The organism is Acinetobacter sp. A22 (assembly GCF_030913345.1).
GTDB classification, from domain to species: Bacteria; Pseudomonadota; Gammaproteobacteria; order Pseudomonadales; family Moraxellaceae; genus Acinetobacter; species Acinetobacter junii.
This window is the reverse complement of record NZ_CP133162.1, coordinates 1330779-1349347: the sequence shown is the minus strand read 5'-3', so window position 1 is coordinate 1349347 and position 18569 is coordinate 1330779. Positions and strand designations below refer to the sequence as shown.

Here is an 18569-nt window from a genome sequence, read left to right as displayed (position 1 = left end):
AATTTTTAAGAATATTGAGAAACTTCGGCTTGATACAGATCTAAAGCATCATCTATAGACATATTTGCAGGTGGAGGAGGAACCACACTTACTTTGGGTGTTTCAATGACTTTTGCTGCTTTGGATTTTACTTGATATTCAATATATATCGCATCTTTGCCAAAGTAGTCACGTAATTTACCGAGCAGTTCATCTAAAGGAGCAACTTTCCACTGAGCACCTAAATGTAACTCAGCTGTCGCAAAACTTTGATCGATAAAAAGCTGTATACCGATATGCTGACACATATCTACATTGCAATATGGTAAGAGAATGTTTTGTATATCTTTTGCTAAAGATTTAGTCATAAGATCGTGTGGCATACGTATTTGAATGGATTGAGCACGTTTTTGACGAATTTCATTCAAACTAAATGCTTTACTTAAACGTGCCATTGGGCGGTCAAAGCCTTCACGCTCATAAATCTCGCCTTCGATCACGACGACTTGTTCTAAGCGCACAATATCTTTATATCGTTGAAAACGTTCATGATTGCAACTAACTTCAATTCGTGCAGTACCATCGTCTAAAGTGATCATGATACGGTTTGGAAAGTTTGCTACATCGAGTACCAAACCAGCAAATACGGTGGTTACACCACGACGTGTCGGGGTAACTTCATTCAGTTTTGCAGGAATGAATGCTTTTAATTCTGAACGATAGACATCGATTGGATGTCCTGTTAAGTAAAGTCCAAGTGTATCTTTTTCACCTTTTAAACGAACTTCATCTGACCATGGTTTAACAGGTTTAGCTGGTTTACGCTGAACTTCTTCAACTTCACCAAATAAATCCATAATTCCTGTTTCACGATTGCTTCGTGCTTGTTCCGCAGCTTGAACGGCTTCAGGAAGCTGAGCCATAAGACTAGAACGTTCTATTCCTAAACAGTCGAGTGCACCAGCACGAATAAGCGCTTCGAGTGTACGTTTGTTAATTTTTTTCAGATCAATACGATGGCAAAAATCAAACAAATCTTTATATGGTCCATCTTTAATACGTGAATCGATCACAGACTGCATTGCCTGCTCACCAACACCTTTGATTGCACCTAAACCATAGACGATTGTACGCTCATCAATAGCATGGAAATGATACAAGGACATATTTACAGAAGGGGGAAGAACTTCGAGTTTGTTATTACGACAGTCATCAATTAAGAATACGACACTATCCGTATTCTGCATTTCCGATGACATTACCGCTGCCATAAATTCAGCTGGATAATGCGCCTTTAACCATGCAGTATGGTAAGCAACTAAAGCATAAGCGGCCGCATGTGATTTGTTAAAACCGTAACCCGCAAATTTTTCCATGTAATCGAAGATATGATTCGCTGTTGCTTCATCAATATCTTTTTCTGCCGCACCTTTAATAAAGATTTGGCGTTGTTTTACCATTTCTTCAGGTTTTTTCTTACCCATTGCACGGCGTAATAAGTCGGCTCCGCCAAGCGTATAGCCAGCGCAGAACTGTGCTGCCTGCATTACTTGTTCTTGATAAACCATAATCCCATAGGTTGGTTCTAAGACACTTTCAAGCAAAGGATGCAAATATTCGAATTCTCCACCGTGCATACGATGGATAAAGTCTGGAATGAGGTCCATCGGACCAGGACGATACAAGGAAACGAAAGCAATAATCTCTTCGAATTTGCTTGGTCTAGCTTCCTTCAACATCTTTTTCATGCCGACGGATTCAAACTGGAAAACCGCAGTCGTATTTGCCTCAGCAAAGACGAGATAAGCATCTTTATCATCTAATGGTACATTAGCGATATTTAGTGGGACATCTGATTGAATTCTTTTATTAATATTTTGAACAGCATCTTCAATTACTGTTAAATTTCGCAGTCCTAAGAAGTCGAATTTAACTAAACCTGCTGCTTCAACATCATCTTTATCATATTGAGCTACACGGTTTGTGCCATCAGGATCACAGATAACGGCCGAGTAATCTGTAATTTTTCCAGGTGCGATGACAACACCACCCGCATGCTTACCTGTGTTACGTGTAATGCCCTCTAATTTGAGCGCCATTTCCCAAATTTCAGCAGCATCATCATGATCAGGGTTTGCAGGGTTGGTGACGATATCTTTCAGTTGTGGTTCAAGCTCTATGGCCTGTTTTAAGTCTACACCTAATGGTTTTGTTGGAACCATTTTTGAGATACGGTCAGCTAAACCATAAGATTTACCTAAGACACGTGCTACGTCACGAATTGCACCTTTTGCAGCCATTGTTCCAAAAGTTGCAATCTGTGAAACTGCTTCACGTCCGTAATTTTGTGCAACATATTCAATAACACGGTCACGACCTGCGATACAGAAATCGACATCAAAGTCAGGCATTGAGACACGTTCAGGATTTAGAAAGCGCTCAAATAATAGGTCGTATCGTAAAGGATCAAGGTCAGTAATTTTTAAACTATATGCAACTAATGAACCTGCACCCGAACCACGCCCTGGTCCTACAGGTACACCATTGTTTTTTGCCCATTGGATAAAGTCCATGACGATAAGGAAGTAACCTGGGAATCCCATCTTGAGGATGATATCGACTTCATATTTGATTCGTTCATCATATGGCTTTCGAATATCAGGCCAATCTTCATCGCGTTCATCAATTGGATAAAGATGATTTAAACGTTCTTCTAAACCTTCTCGAGATAAATGTTCGAAATAGGTATCAATGGTATAACCATCAGGAATAGGGAAATCAGGCAAGAAATATGTACCAAGCTGCAAGGCAACGTTGCAACGTTTAGCAATTTGGTAAGTATTTTCAATCGCACTAGGAATGTCAGAGAATAACTCAGACATTTGTTCTGCTGTTTTAAAGTATTGTTCAGGACTATAAGATTTAGGACGCTTATCATCACCTAATACGTATCCATCTGCGATACAAACACGCGCTTCATGAGCATAAAAATCGTCTTGTTCGATAAAGTGGATATCGTTATGAGCCACTACACCGATTTGGTACTTAGCAGCAAGTTTTACCGCCTCAACAATAAAATCTTCTTCCCCAACACGATCTGTGCGCGTCAAACTAAGATAGACACGATTTCCAAATTTACTAATCCAGTCTTCAAGAAGAGGTTCTGCTTTCTGAGGGTTGGAAGAGCAGAGCATTTTGCCTACATCACTGTGTTGCCCCAATAGAATGATTAAATCTTCTGCTTGTTCAAGCACCCATTCTTTTTGAACACAAGGAACACTAAGTTGCTGACCTTCGATGAATCCTCTAGACACGATTTCCGTTAAATTTCGCCAACCTGTATTGCTCATCGCAAGTAAAGTTGCACGATGTTCAGCATCATTCAATCGAATAACACTGCCCATTATAGGCTTAATCCCTTTACCTAAGCACGCACCATAGAATTTAACAGCGGCATGTAGGTTAGAAAGATCAGTAATTGCTAAAGCTGGCATTTCTTCAGCAACAGCAGCTTTGACCAAATCAGGTATGCGAACTATCGATTCTGTAATCGAAAACTCTGTGTGAATACCAAGATGAACAAACTGCATAAATCTATCCTAAACGCGATTGAAGAATATTCTAACACGCTCTGTTTAGGACAGTTGTCTAATATTTTTGCAATAGAATGCTGTTCGGAATGATCTAACCAAGAATAAATAAAAAACGATGCTAATCAGATCAACTGATTAACATCGATTTGGATTTCAGCTTAGCAATTAGTATTGCCAAAAGATTCGCTGAATTTCTTTTGCATCATTAGTTTTAGTCAGCGCTAAAGCAGTCAAAATACGAGCTTTTTGTGGGTTTAGATCATGTCCAGCCACCCAACCGTATTGATCATCAGGTTGTTCTGCATTTCGTAATACAAAACCTTGACCTACGCGAGATGAACGGACAATTTGAATGCCTTGTTCATCATGTAGTTGCTTCAATGTCGGAACAAGATATTTTGCTACCGAACCATTTCCTGTTCCTGCATGAATAATCGCTTTCGTTCCAGCTTTTGCATAAGCAAGATAAGCTTCTGGTGTCATTGAACCTGAACCATATGTGATTTGAACCAACGGAAGTTGATCACCTTTGATGTTTTCAATATTAAATTCGGAATTGTTAGTATGACGTTTGATACTATTTCTGAACCAATAAGGTTTCCCCTCAACGATTGTACCTAATGCGCCCCATTGGCTTATAAATGCATTGGTATGAATGTTAATCCCTTTGGTTGCATCACGCGCAGCAAAAATTGAATCATTCATCACGATGAAAACACCTTTATTTTTGGCTTCTTCAGATGCAGCGATTGCAACGGCACTATAAAGATTGAGTGGACCATCTGCTGAAAGAGCAGTTGATGGACGCATAGAACCAACAAGAACGATAGGTTTTTCAGTGTGAATAACTAGATTTAGAAAGAATGCCGTTTCTTCTAGCGTATCGGAACCGTGAGTAATCACAACGCCATTTACAGATGGTTTTTTAACTAAATCATTGACTTGGCGGGCAAGGGAGAGTAACTCTTTGTCAGTGATATTTTCAGAAGCGATTTAAAGGGCTTGAATACCACTTACATTTGCTAGATCTTTGATTTGAGGAACAGCATTAATTAAACCATCGACTGGAACTTTGGCTGCGGTATATGTGGCACTGTTCGTTGAGCTTGCACCCGCACCAGCAATTGTTCCACCTGTTGCTACAACTACGACATTGTTTTTCGCATGTAACGCAACTGATGAAGCAATCAGTGTTAAAGCTAATCCAAATGATTTAACCGTTTTAGTAATCATTAATCACAATCCTGTATTTTAATTTTCCATAGATGTGCTATGTCTACACACGACATGACACTGGAATATTATTCAAATTTTTATGGATCAAAATCATTGGCATTATATTTTTTTCGACTACATCTAATTTATGTCGAAGCAATGAGAAGTTGGGTTTTAAATTTATAATATTTAATTGCTATTTTAAGGTGTGAAAATCATGAATTTCATAAGGTATTTATGACCAAATGGTCAATTTTTTATTTTTCATATGAGGACTTTATGCTTTAGTCGTATTGTAAGAACCATAATTTTCAATACTTGTGCTATGGCAAAAAGCAAACATTGATATTTTTAAACACATTTATCCATTTCCCATTATTTTATTTTTCATGTGATATTGGGTGGTGAACAACTAGTTCTGAATCATTCAGCTCAAAGTGCTACGGTTATTGTAGTGAGCTTTTAAAAGATGGGTTTATTTCATCTAATTGGTAAATTTAAATTTAAGTTTACTTGGATGTTTTTGACGTTAAAATAGAGACCAATAAAAAATTTATCCATGAGAAATTTATAATGAAATTAAAGAATATTGTTCTTTCAATACTATTAAGTAGCAGTGTCACTATTCCGAGTATTGTTTATGCCGAAGATGTTCCGTTTAGCCAAGAACTCGTAGAGCAGGCAAAATCAGGTAATGCTGAAGCACAAAATAATTTAGGTGATGCTTATTACTACGGAAGTGATGTTGATCAAGATTTTGGTAAGGCTTTAGAGTGGTTCAAAAAGTCAGCTGCGAAAGGAAATGCAGATGCACTTTTTTCGGTTGGTTACATGTACGACTATGGTGAGGGAACAGAAGAAGATAATCTAACTGCATTGAAGTGGTACACACAAGCTGCACAAAAGGGGCAACTGTATGCTCAATACTACCTTGGTTTTCTCTATTTGTATGGAGATGAAGGAGTTGGGGTGAATAGTAAAAAAGGCTTGGAGTGGATGACTAAATCTGCTGATGGAGGATTAGATTTAGCTCAGGCTGAATTAGGTCACTTATATAATGATGGAAGTGATGGAGTCACTCAGGATTTCAAAAAGGCTCTCCATTATTATCAGCTAGCGGTAAAACAAGATGAGCCAACAGCGATCAATAATCTTGGGATTTTCTATCTAGAAGGTAAGGGTGGTATAAAGCAGGATTATAAAGAAGCGCTAAGATTATTTACCCTTGCTTCTGAGGCAGATAACGGTTTGGGGTCATCAAATATTGCTTATATATATGAAGAAGGCAAAGGCGTCGCAAAAAACTATAAAAAAGCGGCTGAATATTACGAGCTTGCAGTTGATCAGGGGGAGAATGAGTGTTTGTTGGATTTAGCTCGTATCTATGAGAAAGGTGGTTTTGGTCTGAAACAAGATCTAAAAAAATCTAAAGAATACGAAGCTCAGTGGGATGAAATTCAAAGTTCAGAATACTGATAAAAAAATCCCCCTTTAGATAGGGGGATTTTTTTAGATGCTTAGCGCATTTTTGCCAAGAAACGGCTTAAACGATTGATTGCTTCACGTAATTCATTTTCAGCTGGTAAAAATACAACACGGAAGTGGTCTGGTGTTGGCCAGTTAAATCCTGTGCCTTGTACTAAAAGTACCTTTTCAGCTTTCAGTAAATCAAGCATGAGCTTTTCATCATCTTCAACTGGATAAATCTCGGGATCAAGTTTAGGGAAACAATACATCGCCCCATCAGGTTTCACACAACTTACACCTGGAATTTCATTTAACATTTCCCATGCGATATTGCGTTGTTCATATAAACGACCACCAGGACGAATCAAATCATTAATTGATTGATAGCCGCCTAATGCTGTTTGAATCGCATACTGAGCTTGATGGTTTGAACACAAGCGCATTGACGCTAGCATATCTAAACCTTCGATATAATCAGCAGCTCGTGCCTTGTCACCTGTAATCGCCATCCACCCAGCACGATAACCTGCGATTCGGTATGCTTTAGACAAACCATTAAATGAAATACACAATTGATCACCAGCTAATGCTGCTAGAGCAACGTGTTCAATTCCGTCATAAACGATTTTGTCGTAGATTTCATCTGCAAATAAAATGAGATCGTATTTCTTCGCTAAAGCAACGATCTGTTCTAAAACGTGTCTAGGGTAAACAGAACCAGTTGGGTTGTTTGGGTTAATTACAACAATACCACGAGTATTTGGTGTAATTTTACTTTCAATATCTGCGAGATCTGGATACCAATAATTTTCTTCATCACACTTATAGTGGATCGCTGTGCCGCCTGACAGATTTACCGCAGCTGTCCATAAAGGATAGTCTGGCATTGGAACAAGCATTTCATCGCCATCATCTAGCAAACCTTGCATTGCCATTACGATTAATTCTGAAACACCATTACCTACATAGACATCATTGACATGCATGTCAAAGACGCCTTTTTGCTGATAGTACTGACAAATGGCTTTACGAGCAGGGAAAATCCCCTTTGAGTCTGTATATCCAATTGCATTCGGTAGGTTTAATGCTACGTCATTAATAATTTCTTGTGGCGCTTCGAAACCAAATGGTGCAGGGTTACCAATATTTAGCTTAATAATTTTATGCCCTTGCTCCTCCATTTCATTGGCGGCGCGTAATACTGGTCCACGAATGTCATAGCATACATGCTCAAGCTTTGAAGACTTTTTAATTTGTCGAGGCGTTTGAGCTGAGTGGGGTGTAGCAGTATTTTTAGGCATAGCGGGATTCACTTTTGCATATCGATATAGATAACTTTTAAATGTTTCAACTGTAACCAGATCAAGATCATGTTGATCTTTCAGTAATTCAACAATTTTTTCATGCGTAAAACCAGATTGTTGATACTGTCTGATGGTTGGTAATAGATTTTTAAAAACCACACTTTTTTTCTGTGACATTTTTTGTCCAATACAACCGCGCTGAACAAGAATACCACTATGACTGCTTACTTGAAAGGTGTTTTAAATGAAAATTGCTTACTTATGTAAAAATATTTTGCTTACTATTTGCTATTTTAATATAAGTGCTTAAATTACGATAAATTACACATTGAAAGACTAGAGTTTTTTTTTTGAATGGCGTAAATATAAAGCATGATCATCAAGATATTTTTTACAACAAAATAATAGGTGCTGGCTATGGGAAAAGTGAATAAAACAGATCGAGAATGGCAAAGAGAGTTGTCACCAGAAGAATATCGTATCACTCGTAAAAAAGGCACAGAACCCGCATTTACAGGTCAATATTGGAATAGCAAACAACATGGCATTTATGTATGTCGTTGCTGTGGTGCTGAGTTGTTTTCTTCAGAAACGAAATACGACAGTGGTTCGGGCTGGCCAAGTTTCTATCGACCGATTGATAATAGTGCAATAGAAGAGCACGAAGACATATCACATGGTATGGTCAGAACAGAAATTGTCTGCCATGATTGCGATGCACATTTGGGCCATGTGTTTGAGGATGGTCCACAGCCGACAGGACTGCGTTATTGCGTGAATTCGGCATCATTACAACTTAAAACAGAAGAAAAGAATGACGAGGAAACGTATCCATGAGTAACATTTATCAGTTTGAAGCTGAATTGTTAGAGGGAGAAACAAAGGCGCTCGCTGATTATAAAGGCAAGGTCATGCTGATTGTGAACACCGCAAGTAAATGCGGTTTCACTCCGCAATTTGCAGGACTTGAGAAGCTTTACGAAAAATATAAATCTCAAGGATTAGAAATTTTAGGGTTTCCTTGCAATCAATTTGGAGGGCAAGATCCAGGGACAAATAAGGAAATTGGAAATTTTTGTCAAAGGAACTATGGTGTAACTTTTCCAATGTTTGCAAAGGTTGATGTGAAAGGGCCGGAAGCACACGTTATTTTTAGATTTTTGACACGTGAGGCAAAAGGTATTTTGGGTAGTCAAAATATCAAATGGAACTTCACAAAGTTCTTGGTTGGTCGTAATGGTGAAGTTCTGGGGCGTTATGCACCGACTACTAAACCTGAAGCTTTAGAAGCTGATATTGAGAAAGCTTTGGCGAAAAAGTAACAATAACATAAGTATTAAAAAAAGACGGTCATAAGACCGTCTTTTTCACATACAGATCAAAGCTGTTCAACCGCTTGATCTTTGGTTTTTCTAAAGCTATGCAGCTTGCGATTAATATCATCAATAAAGGTATACACCACTGGAATAACCAATAAAGATAAGAAAGTGCTAGTGATTAAACCACCAATTACTGAAATTGCCATTGGTGCACGGAAGCTTGGATCTGTTCCGATACCCAAAGCGATAGGTAGCATACCTGCACCCATAGCAAGGGTTGTCATAATAATCGGGCGCGCACGTTTATGACAGGCATCAAGCAAAGCATTAAATCGTGAATAATCTTTCTCTTTTCTTGCGATGATCGCGTAATCGACTAAAAGAATAGAGTTCTTACTTGCAATCCCCATCAGCATAATTAGTCCAATCAAACTTGGCATTGAAAAGCTGCTTTTTGCCAAAAGCAACAATACAAATGCACCGCCCAAAGACAATGGTAATGCGACCAAAATGGTAATAGGTTGTAAGAAGTCTTTGAATAAGAGCACTAAAACGACATAGATACATAGCACCCCTGTGAGCATTGCCAATCCAAAGCTTGAGAAAAGCTCCTGCATCACCTCAGCATCACCAATATTGGTACGTTTCACAGTAGGTGGTAAGTTTTTCATCGTTGGTAATTGATCAACTTTTGCTGCTACATCACCAAGCGGTTGGTTATTCAACTCAATATTAAAATTAATATTGCGCAGGCGATTGAAACGATCGATTTGTGATGGACCGCTTTCAATATTGACATCAGCAATTGTGCCTAACATCACTGGACCATGACTTCCTTTAATCATTAAGCGTTTAATCAATTCCTGATCTTGACGTGCAGAAAGCGGAAGTTTGATCACGACAGGAACTTGTCGTTGCGATAAATTTAATTTTGCTAGGTTTTGGTCGAAATCACCTGCAGTGGCAATCCTCAGTGTTTCTGCGATATCAAAAGTTGTAACCCCAAGATCAGCTGCTTTAGCAAAATCTGGGCGAATAACCAACTCTGGACGAATGAGTGCTGCACTGGAAGTAATACTGCCGATGTTTGGAATTGTGCGTAATTCGCGTTCCAGCTTACGCGCTGTTGAGATAAGAGCTTCAGGATCGTCACCTGATAAGGCGAGTTGATATTGGCTATTGTTCCCTGCGATACCGACTTGAATACGAGCACCAGGTAAAGGAGCGAGTCGCTGACGTATTTCACTTTCGATTTCTTGCAAACTTAAGCTACGATCTGAGCGCTCTGAGGTTTGGATTGTTAGAGTTGCTTTTCGAGGTTCACTGGATGCACCACCAGAAAAAGGATCTGAACCTGCTGCACCACCGCCGATGGTTGTATAGATGCTTTTGATTTCTGGATGATCTTTAATAAGATTTCGTGCGTATTCGGCAGTTTTTAAGGTGTCTGCGAATTGTGAGCCTGGGGTGAGTTCTAATCTTACTTGAGTTTGTCCTGTGTCAGGTGGTGGAACAAAACCTGTAGGTAGAAGCGGAATCAGCATAATTGAGCCGATGAAAAACAGAATAGCACCTCCAAGCGTAACCCAACGGTGATGTAGACACCACGTGACTAGACGCATATAACCACGCATAACACGACCATCTTTTTCTCGGTCACGTGCAAGCTTGGATGTCCCTTGATCATTTAATCTATCTGCATCTGAGTTTTCTGCTGTGTTTTCAACTTTGCCAATCCAAGGCTTCAGAATATAAGCTGACATCATTGGTGTTAGTAATCGAGCAACTAAAAGTGAGGCAAATATTGCTAGCGCTGCTGTCCAACCAAATTGAACAAAGAATTTTCCTGCGATGCCGCTCATGAATGCGGTGGGAAGGAATACAGCAATCAAAGTAAATGTGGTTGCTATAACAGCTAGCCCAATCTCATCGGCTGCTTCCATAGCAGCTTCATAAGGTGTTTTACCCATCCGTAGATGCCGAATGATATTTTCAATTTCAACAATTGCATCATCCACCAAGATACCCACGACGAGTGACATAGCGAGTAGTGTTACGGTATTTAAGGTAAATCCAAAATAGTACATGCCGATTAAGGCAGGCAAAATAGAGAGTGGTAAAGCGGTTGCTGCAATAATCGTAGCTCGCCAATCACGCAGAAACAGCCAAACCACTAAAATTGCAAGAATTGCACCTTCATAAAGTAGTGACATCGAACCTTTATAGTTGTCAGCAACAGGCTTAACGAAGTTAAAGGCTTCTGTGATTTTGATATCAGGATGAGATGCCTTGAGCTTATCTAATGCCTCAATAACGCCTTTTTCAACATCAACTTCACTTGCACCTTTGCTTCGTGTGATCTCAAAACCGATTACTGGTTGTCCATTCAGTAATGCTGCAGAACGTCGTTCCGCTATTCCATCTCGAATTGTAGCCACTTGATCAAGTCTGATATGTCGACCATCACTTAAAGCAATATCCATGGCACCAATTTCAGCAGCTGTTTTTACAGTTGCAATCGTACGAATGGATTGTTCACTGCCACCAATCTTGGTTTGCCCACCTGAAGCATCTTGTTGAACCAAACGAAGCTGGCGAGTGATATCCGTTGCAGACGCATTGAGTGCCAGTAATTTTTCAGGATCGAGTTCGACTTCAACTTGGCGGGTGACACCACCAACACGTGCAACAGCACCCACACCTTTAACCTGTAACATAGCACGAGCAATATCGTAATCCACGAACCACGAAAGAGCTTCTTCATCCATTTTAGGGGATTGGATGGTATAGGTGAGGATAGGTGAACCAGATAGATTAATTTTACTAACAATCGGGTCTCTTAAATCAGCAGGTAGGTCTGAACGTACTTGTGAAACAGCATTACGCACGTCATCAACAGCTTCTTGTAGTGGCTTTTCTAGCTGAAATTCTGCGGTGACAGTCACAACACCATCTTGAATGTTTGTGTACTGATTTCTTAGACCTTGTAGCGTTGCAATTGAGTTTTCAATTTTTCGAGCAACTTCTGTTTCTAACTGTGGTGGAGCTGCACCTGGTAATGCGGCGGAAACAGTCACCATCGGTAATTCAATATCGGGAAATTGTTGTATTTTCATCCAGTGAAAACACAACAGACCTGCCAATCCAAGCATGATGAATAAAAGAATTCCTGGAATTGGATTTCGGATTGACCACGCTGAGAAATTCATTTTATTTCTCCTGCGATTTCACTAGTTTTTGAGTAAGTGGTGTTTCAGGAATTGCTTGCGCAACATTCACTAAATCACCATCGGTCAAGAAACCTGTACCAGAAGAAACCACTTTTACATTTAACGGGAGGTCTAAGATTTCAACTCGATCATTTTGTCGACGTCCTGTTGTTACTTTTTTCTGTGTTACACGGTTGTTTTGATCAAGTACAAAAACATAGGAAAATCCATCACGTAGCAGTAGAGCGGTCTGAGGAATAGTGATCGCTGTTTTTTCACCTAGATCAAACTCTCCCTTTACAAACATTCCCATACGAATTGCTTGAGTTGTTGGCAAATCAACATATACCAAACCATAACGTGTTTGAGGATCAATTACTGGTGCAATCATTCTAACTTGACCTGTCACTTTGGGTTGTGAAGGATCAGGTGAAATAACGTGAGCAGTCATACCTTGTTGAAGTTTGTATAAATCTGTTGTTGTAACTTCAGCTCTCCACTCCAAGCGATGATCTCTAATCAAGCGGAATAATTCTTGACCTGTTTGTGCTAAAGAGCCAACGGTTGCAGTTCTAGCAGAAATGACACCGTTGTCAGGAGAAATGACTTGTGTTTGGGCTAATCGCAGTTGATTGCTTTCAATTTGTGCTTTTGCTGCATCTAAACGTGCTTGAGCTGTTGCTTGTGATGTTTGATATTGTGTTGATTCTTGAGCTGAAATAGCACCAGTATTTTTGAGCTGCTGAATGCGCTTATTATTGGTAATTGCATCCGCCAAAACAGCTTGAGCTTCTGCATAGCTTGCTTTCGCTGCCGCTAAATCAGCACGAATAGTTTCACTATTGATTTCAGCTAAAATCTGACCACGTTTTACTTCATCACCGACATTTACATTCACACGTGTTAATCGCTGTCCAGATAGCTCACTACTAATTACAACTTCTTGCCAAGCTGCAATATTTCCATTCGCAGTAAAAACTTGTTTCCAGTTTTGTTGTTCTGGTGAAACTACTGTTACGGTTAGTGCAGCTTTTTGAGTGTTTGTTTGAGCATTTTTTTGCTTATCATCTGTATCTGAGTTTTTACTTGAACTCGTTTTCCACATTAAAAATGTAACGGTGATAAGTACAATAATGATTGCAGCAATCAACCAAACCTTTTTCTTTGTATTTTGTGAAGTTTGAGGAGCCATCTTTCCATAGTCACCAAATTTTGATGCCTAAGTATAGACGAACATTTCAACAGATGGTCAATAGTTAATAGACAGATGAATAGCTTTTAAATGCACTATATGTCGGGAGACAAATGAATGGAAAGCGGCTACATATTATGAATATTTAAAGAGGTAATAAGCGGTTGATCACCACATTTTTCATCACAATTGTTGATGTGAGTCGTTGCACATTTGGTAATGCCGATAAACTATCATCATAGAGTTTCTGAAAACTAGCTAGATCTTTGGCAACCACATGGAGAAGATAATCAGGATTACCAAACAGACGTTGTGCTTGAATAACGTTGGCTATTTCACTGACTTTTTCTTCAAATTGAGATAGTGCGCTTTTATCTCCATCTTTAAGTGTCACAAAAATGATAGCTGAGAAATTAAATCCAATTTGAGATGCTTCCAAATCCGCATGATAGCCTTTGATTACACCTGATTCTTCCAGAGCCTTTACTCTACGATGGCAAGGAGACAAGCTTAGACCTACTTTTTCAGCGAGTTCTGTGATAGATAGTCGCCCATTTTTTTGTAATTCAGCAAGAATTTTCTTATCTGTGCGATCCATTTAGAAGAATCTCCTGAATAAATAGAAATAAAAGAAATTAATTAGGAAAACATTTTAACCATTTAAGCATATTCTCTCCAATATATTTTTCAACACATGGTTGAAATAAAAATTCATTTCAATCGTAGTGTATTGAAATAAATAGAGTTATGGATATGGATTTAAATGTAATTATTGCCTTTTGGTGTGTTTCAATCTTGTTTGTTTTAACACCTGGTGCTGACTGGGCGTATGCAATATTGGCGGGAATAAAAGGGAAGTTTATTGTTACAGCAGTTTCAGGGCTTGTACTGGGGCATTTTTTAGCGATTTTGTGTGTTGCAGCTGGTGTTGGCACTTTAGTTAGTCATTATCCAATTTTATTGACATCTTTAACGATTGTTGGCGCATGTTATTTACTGTGGATGGGTATAAGCTTGTTGATCCGACCAGCTACTATCTCAAGTACTGAACAGCAGACATCTGCGTTTGATTCAGCAAAGTCTTGGTTCGTTAAAGGTGTGGGAATTAGTGGTTTAAATCCAAAAGTTTTATTGCTCTTTTTTGCATTATTGCCGCCATTTATTCACCCAAACTTGCAGTTTTCAGCTACAGCTCAGATCCTTTCTTTAGGCATTATTCATCTAATTAGTTGCGCGATTGTTTATGTATTGGTTGGATTGGCAGCAAAGAAACTATTAAGTACCAGACCCCATGCGGTTAGGGTGGTAAGTCGAATTTCAGGTACGTTGATGGTTTTGATAGCCACAATTCTAATTATTAGTCAGGTTTAAGTTTTATTTCGGAATCTGTAATAAAAATCACTTACAGATTCCGAACTCATTGTATTTAAAGAATTGCTTTTAAGCGTTTAACAACTTCTTCACATTGAGCGAGATCAGCAACTAAAGCCATGCGCACGTGACCTTCGCCTGGATTACCTTGTTCAGTATCACGAGATAAATAGCGACCTGGAAGAACTTTGATATGTGCTTTTTCCATTAACATTTGAGCAAAAGTTTCATCATTGTCAACTTTTAACCAATAGTAGAATCCAGCATCTGGCTTTTGTAGTGGTAATAAATGACCAAGTTCGCTTTGGAATAATTCAAATTTCGCACGGTATTGTTGGCGGTTTTCTTCCACGTGTGCTTCATCATTCCATGCTGAAATAGATGCAAGCTGATGTTGAACAGGCATTGCTGCGCCATGATAGGTACGATACTGTAAATAAGGTTTTAATAATGCTGCGTCGCCTGCAACGAAACCCGAGCGCATACCCGGAAGGTTTGAGCGTTTTGATAGTGAATGAAATACGATGCAATTCTTATAGTCATCACGTCCAATTTCAGCGCAGACTTCTAAAAGGCCAATTGGTGCTTGGTCAAACCAAAGTTCTGAATAACATTCATCAGAAGCAATAACAAAACCATATTGATCAGACAGTGCGATTAGCTTCTTAAATTGTTCTTTTGAGAGTACGGTTCCAGTTGGATTTCCTGGTGTACATACAAACAATAAAGCAGTTTTTTCCCAAACTTCTGCAGGTACAGCATCAAAATCGCCTAAATAACCATTTTCTTCTGTACAGTTGATGAAATATGGTTTTGCACCAGCAAGTAACGCAGCACCCTCATAAATCTGATAAAAAGGGTTTGGCATCACAATATAAGGTGCATCTTCTCTTTTAATTAAAGCTTGTACAAAAGAAAAGATTCCTTCACGTGTGCCAGAAACAGGCAAAATATGTTCTTCTGCACTGATTTGATTCAGTGAAAAGCGATTTGTAAGCCATTGTGCAATACTTTGGCGCAGCTCAGGTAAGCCCTTACTGTTTGGATAGGTTGATAAATGTGCAAAGTTTTCAATAATTGCTTGTTTAACGAACTCAGGTGCAGGATGTTTCGGTTCACCAATAGACAATGGAATCAAAGGTAAATTGGCTGGTTGCACATTTTTAAAAAGTTGATTTAACTTTTCAAAAGGATACGGATGCAATAAAGACAAGCTAGAGTTCATTTAAACAGTTACCGAACAATAAAAATTAAGAGGGTGGATTACAAATTTGGTTTGATGCTTCATCAAGAGCCGCTTTTAGTGTCTCAGCAAAGAGTTTGACCTCTTCATCAGTTAACAACACACCATTTTTTTTGGTCACAAAGAAAATATCTTCAGCACGTTCACCTAGGGTAGCAATCCTCGCTGAGTGGATATCTAAACCTTGTAGCATGAAGAGAGCACCAATACGTGCAAGTAAACCGGGTTGGTCAAGTGTGGATATTTCAACCATATGCTGTTGTAAAGCAGGGTTTAGTGCGATATCGACAGTGTTCTGAACATCGAAATGACGCAAATGTCTTGGTATACGGCGTTGCATGATACCAGGATATTGGTCAGGATGGCTGAGTGCTTCAACCAATGCCAATTTCACTTTTCGTTCCCGTTCTGGGTCAGTCAGTAAGGTGCCAAAACGATCTAAGACTAAATATGTGTCTAAACTAAAAGCAGTACTTGCCGTAATAATTCGGGCGTCTTGAACATCAAGGTTCATACGATCTAGTACGGCTACTGTTGTGGCAAATAAGTTTGGTTGATCACGGGTATAAATAAAAATTTGTACTGCATCTTGCGCAGCATTGCGGTGAGCACGTAACAATACCAACGGAGCAGGGTTATCCCCGTGTTGTAATATTGCTTGAGTATGCCAAGCGATTTCATTTGCAGATTCTTTTACAAAGTATTCATCGCCAAGTTCTTGCCAAACCTTTTCTACTTCAGCGAGTGAAAAATCATTCACTAATAATTCACTTGCAGCGAACTTGGTATCTTCAATCAACATTTGATAATCAACTGGTCGACCTAGACCTGAACGAATCACATCACGTGCATAGGTATACAACTGGCGCATTAATGAAGCGCGCCATGTATTCCACAGTTTTGGATTTGTCGCATTGATATCTGCAACCGTAAGGGTGTATAGATAATCAAGATGCTCCATATCACCAACTTTTTCAGCGAATTCCTTCACTTCATCAGGGTCAGAAATATCTTTTTTCTGAGCAGTGAGTGACATCAGTAAGTGATTGTTGATTAACCATGCCACAAGTTTACATTCACGTTCAGTAAATCCGTGTGTGCGACAGAATTCAATGGCATCCAAAGCACCGAGTTCACTGTGATCACCGCCACGACCCTTGGCAATATCATGGAAGATTGCAGCAAGATAAACGATGTCGTGACGTGAAATACGTTGGAACACTGAACTCACGACAGGAAACTCTTTCGCAAATTCAGGCTCTTTAAAACGACTTAGGTTGCGTAGCAATAATAAAGTATGAGCATCGACTGTATAAATATGGAAAAGATCATATTGCATCAGCCCAGTAATTTGACCGAAAGCTGGGATGTAATTACCTAATACACCATAACGTTTCATCGCGACCATAGTGTCATATAAATCGGGTGAACGAATGATCGACATAAAGAGTGCTTGATGCTCAGGATTATCGCGGAAGCGTTGATCGATTCGTTTAGCTGCGAGCACAAGTAGTCGTAATGTACGCGCACGAATCCCTTTAATTTCAGGACGATTGGCGAGTAAATAGAATAACTCTAATATTGCACTTGGCTCTTCAGAGAAAACTTTGTGGTGCTGTACAGCAAGTTTGCCATCTACGATTTTGAAACGTTCATTGATGTCTTCGATTTGACGTTCATAGTCTGGTAGGCGAGGTGTAATCACTGATTCGTTAAAATAAGCTAAAAGCATTTCGTTCAGTGTTGAAACTTGCTGTGCTGTTCGATAGTAACGTTTCATGAATTGTTCAACGCCATAATTGGCAGGTTGACCTTCTTCTCGAATATAGCCGAATTTAGCAGCTATTTCTCTTTGATGATCGAATAAAAGTCTGTTTTCATCACGTTTAGCTAAACGATGTAAATGGCTACGAATTTCCCATAAGAAGCTCTCTGCTTCTTCTAAAACTGCAAGTTCAAATTCTGTAATAAAGCCTAAATGCACAAGATCATAAATACGATTTACACGAAAATGGCGTTTAGCAATCCAACCAATTTGATTGATGTCACGGATACCGCCAGGCGCATTTTTAATATCTGGTTCGAGATTGCTTTCAGTATTATTGTGTTGAGCATAACGCTTAGCTTGCTCTTCCATTTTCGCATCATAGAAGGTTTTATCCGTCCATGTCTGTGCGACAATTCGACGTGGCCATTTTGCTAAGTTTTCATTGCCTGTGATCAAGCGTGCTTCAATCAAGGTAGTAGCGACTGTTAAATCATTTGATGCTTGATCAACACAGTTTTGAATCGTGCGTACACTGGTACCTGGTTTAAAATTACCAACATCCCATAAAGAGGAAATGAAAGAAGAAATAAGCTTTTCATGTTCTTCACTGATCTCATCCTCAGACAAGATCATAATATCTGTATCTGAATATGGCAGCATTTCACGGCGACCATATCCACCTACAGCGAACAGCCCTAAATTCGTTTGATCTAAACCTGCATGATTCCATAAAAAAATCAATGCTTCATCAATAGAGTTTGATCGAGCTTTAATAACTTCACGAATAGATTGCCCATTTTCATAACTCTCTTGTAATTGCTTTTCTACATCGGTTCGCCATTGGTTAATAGCTTTAATATCATGATGACTGGTGACATAGTTCAGCAATGGAGATGTATTGATCATGAA

At 39.1% G+C, this 18569-nt stretch carries 11 protein-coding genes and 1 pseudogene; 4 read left to right on the top strand and 8 right to left on the bottom strand.

Going from position 1 to position 18569, the window contains the following annotated elements; genetic code table 11:
* Positions 1-5 precede the first annotated feature (5 nt).
* Both dnaE and Q9Q86_RS06725 read right to left on the bottom strand, forming a co-directional pair.
* On the bottom strand, positions 6-3569 hold the full coding sequence (gene dnaE, locus Q9Q86_RS06730; protein ID WP_112986479.1) for a DNA polymerase III subunit alpha: 3564 nt from the start codon (positions 3567-3569) through the stop codon (positions 6-8).
* A 168-nt stretch (positions 3570-3737) separates the two neighbouring features.
* Positions 3738-4805, bottom strand: a pseudogene (locus Q9Q86_RS06725) (asparaginase).
* 555 nt (positions 4806-5360) lie between these two features.
* Here Q9Q86_RS06725 and Q9Q86_RS06720 point away from each other — a divergent pair.
* The gene (locus tag Q9Q86_RS06720) at positions 5361-6263 is read left to right on the top strand and encodes a tetratricopeptide repeat protein (protein WP_112986480.1); all 903 of its coding nucleotides are present in this window, start codon (positions 5361-5363) and stop codon (positions 6261-6263) included.
* A 41-nt stretch (positions 6264-6304) separates the two neighbouring features.
* On the opposite strand, the gene Q9Q86_RS06715 is transcribed toward Q9Q86_RS06720, so the two are convergent.
* Complete coding sequence (locus Q9Q86_RS06715; RefSeq protein ID WP_112986481.1) at positions 6305-7735, bottom strand: pyridoxal phosphate-dependent aminotransferase; 1431 nt, start codon at positions 7733-7735, stop codon at positions 6305-6307.
* 240 nt (positions 7736-7975) lie between these two features.
* Between Q9Q86_RS06715 and msrB the strand changes: the two genes are divergently transcribed.
* Both msrB and Q9Q86_RS06705 read left to right on the top strand, forming a co-directional pair.
* Positions 7976-8395, top strand: coding sequence for a peptide-methionine (R)-S-oxide reductase MsrB (gene msrB / locus Q9Q86_RS06710; RefSeq protein ID WP_004911848.1), 420 nt, complete (start codon positions 7976-7978; stop codon positions 8393-8395).
* On the top strand, positions 8392-8880 hold the full coding sequence (locus Q9Q86_RS06705; protein WP_004954840.1) for a glutathione peroxidase: 489 nt from the start codon (positions 8392-8394) through the stop codon (positions 8878-8880). Before msrB ends, Q9Q86_RS06705 begins: the two co-directional genes overlap by 4 nt.
* A gap of 56 nt (positions 8881-8936) precedes the next feature.
* On the opposite strand, the gene Q9Q86_RS06700 is transcribed toward Q9Q86_RS06705, so the two are convergent.
* The 3 genes from Q9Q86_RS06700 to Q9Q86_RS06690 all read right to left on the bottom strand — a co-directional run bounded on the left by Q9Q86_RS06700 (position 8937) and on the right by Q9Q86_RS06690 (position 13876).
* Positions 8937-12086 (bottom strand): efflux RND transporter permease subunit, encoded by a 3150-nt coding sequence (locus tag Q9Q86_RS06700; RefSeq protein WP_112986482.1) that lies wholly within the window; start codon positions 12084-12086, stop codon positions 8937-8939.
* A 1-nt stretch (position 12087) separates the two neighbouring features.
* Entirely contained in the window at positions 12088-13278 is a 1191-nt protein-coding gene (locus tag Q9Q86_RS06695; RefSeq protein WP_112986483.1) for an efflux RND transporter periplasmic adaptor subunit, read from the bottom strand.
* A gap of 145 nt (positions 13279-13423) precedes the next feature.
* Entirely contained in the window at positions 13424-13876 is a 453-nt protein-coding gene (locus tag Q9Q86_RS06690; RefSeq protein ID WP_004962624.1) for an Lrp/AsnC family transcriptional regulator, read from the bottom strand.
* A gap of 155 nt (positions 13877-14031) precedes the next feature.
* Here Q9Q86_RS06690 and Q9Q86_RS06685 point away from each other — a divergent pair, with 155 nt between their 5' ends.
* Positions 14032-14649, top strand: a complete 618-nt coding sequence (locus Q9Q86_RS06685; protein WP_112986484.1) for a LysE family translocator — start codon at positions 14032-14034, stop codon at positions 14647-14649.
* 55 nt (positions 14650-14704) lie between these two features.
* Here the strand turns inward: Q9Q86_RS06685 and dapC are convergent, their stop codons facing one another.
* Complete coding sequence (gene dapC, locus Q9Q86_RS06680; protein ID WP_087540779.1) at positions 14705-15874, bottom strand: succinyldiaminopimelate transaminase; 1170 nt, start codon at positions 15872-15874, stop codon at positions 14705-14707.
* 25 nt (positions 15875-15899) lie between these two features.
* On the bottom strand, positions 15900-18566 hold the full coding sequence (glnD, locus tag Q9Q86_RS06675) for a [protein-PII] uridylyltransferase (protein ID WP_112986485.1): 2667 nt from the start codon (positions 18564-18566) through the stop codon (positions 15900-15902).
* Between the last annotated feature and the right edge of the window lie 3 nt (positions 18567-18569).

Bases quoted from the DNA above. Each gene is read 5' to 3' on its own strand.
- dnaE (WP_112986479.1), bottom strand. From the start codon at position 3,569: ATGCAGTTTGTTCATCTTGGTATTCACACAGAGTTTTCGATTACAGAA.
- Q9Q86_RS06720 (WP_112986480.1), top strand. From the start codon at position 5,361: ATGAAATTAAAGAATATTGTTCTTTCAATACTATTAAGTAGCAGTGTC.
- Q9Q86_RS06715 (WP_112986481.1), bottom strand. From the start codon at position 7,735: ATGTCACAGAAAAAAAGTGTGGTTTTTAAAAATCTATTACCAACCATC.
- msrB (WP_004911848.1), top strand. From the start codon at position 7,976: ATGGGAAAAGTGAATAAAACAGATCGAGAATGGCAAAGAGAGTTGTCA.
- Q9Q86_RS06705 (WP_004954840.1), top strand. From the start codon at position 8,392: ATGAGTAACATTTATCAGTTTGAAGCTGAATTGTTAGAGGGAGAAACA.
- Q9Q86_RS06700 (WP_112986482.1), bottom strand. From the start codon at position 12,086: ATGAATTTCTCAGCGTGGTCAATCCGAAATCCAATTCCAGGAATTCTT.
- Q9Q86_RS06695 (WP_112986483.1), bottom strand. From the start codon at position 13,278: ATGGCTCCTCAAACTTCACAAAATACAAAGAAAAAGGTTTGGTTGATT.
- Q9Q86_RS06690 (WP_004962624.1), bottom strand. From the start codon at position 13,876: ATGGATCGCACAGATAAGAAAATTCTTGCTGAATTACAAAAAAATGGG.
- Q9Q86_RS06685 (WP_112986484.1), top strand. From the start codon at position 14,032: ATGGATTTAAATGTAATTATTGCCTTTTGGTGTGTTTCAATCTTGTTT.
- dapC (WP_087540779.1), bottom strand. From the start codon at position 15,874: ATGAACTCTAGCTTGTCTTTATTGCATCCGTATCCTTTTGAAAAGTTA.
- glnD (WP_112986485.1), bottom strand. From the start codon at position 18,566: ATGATCAATACATCTCCATTGCTGAACTATGTCACCAGTCATCATGAT.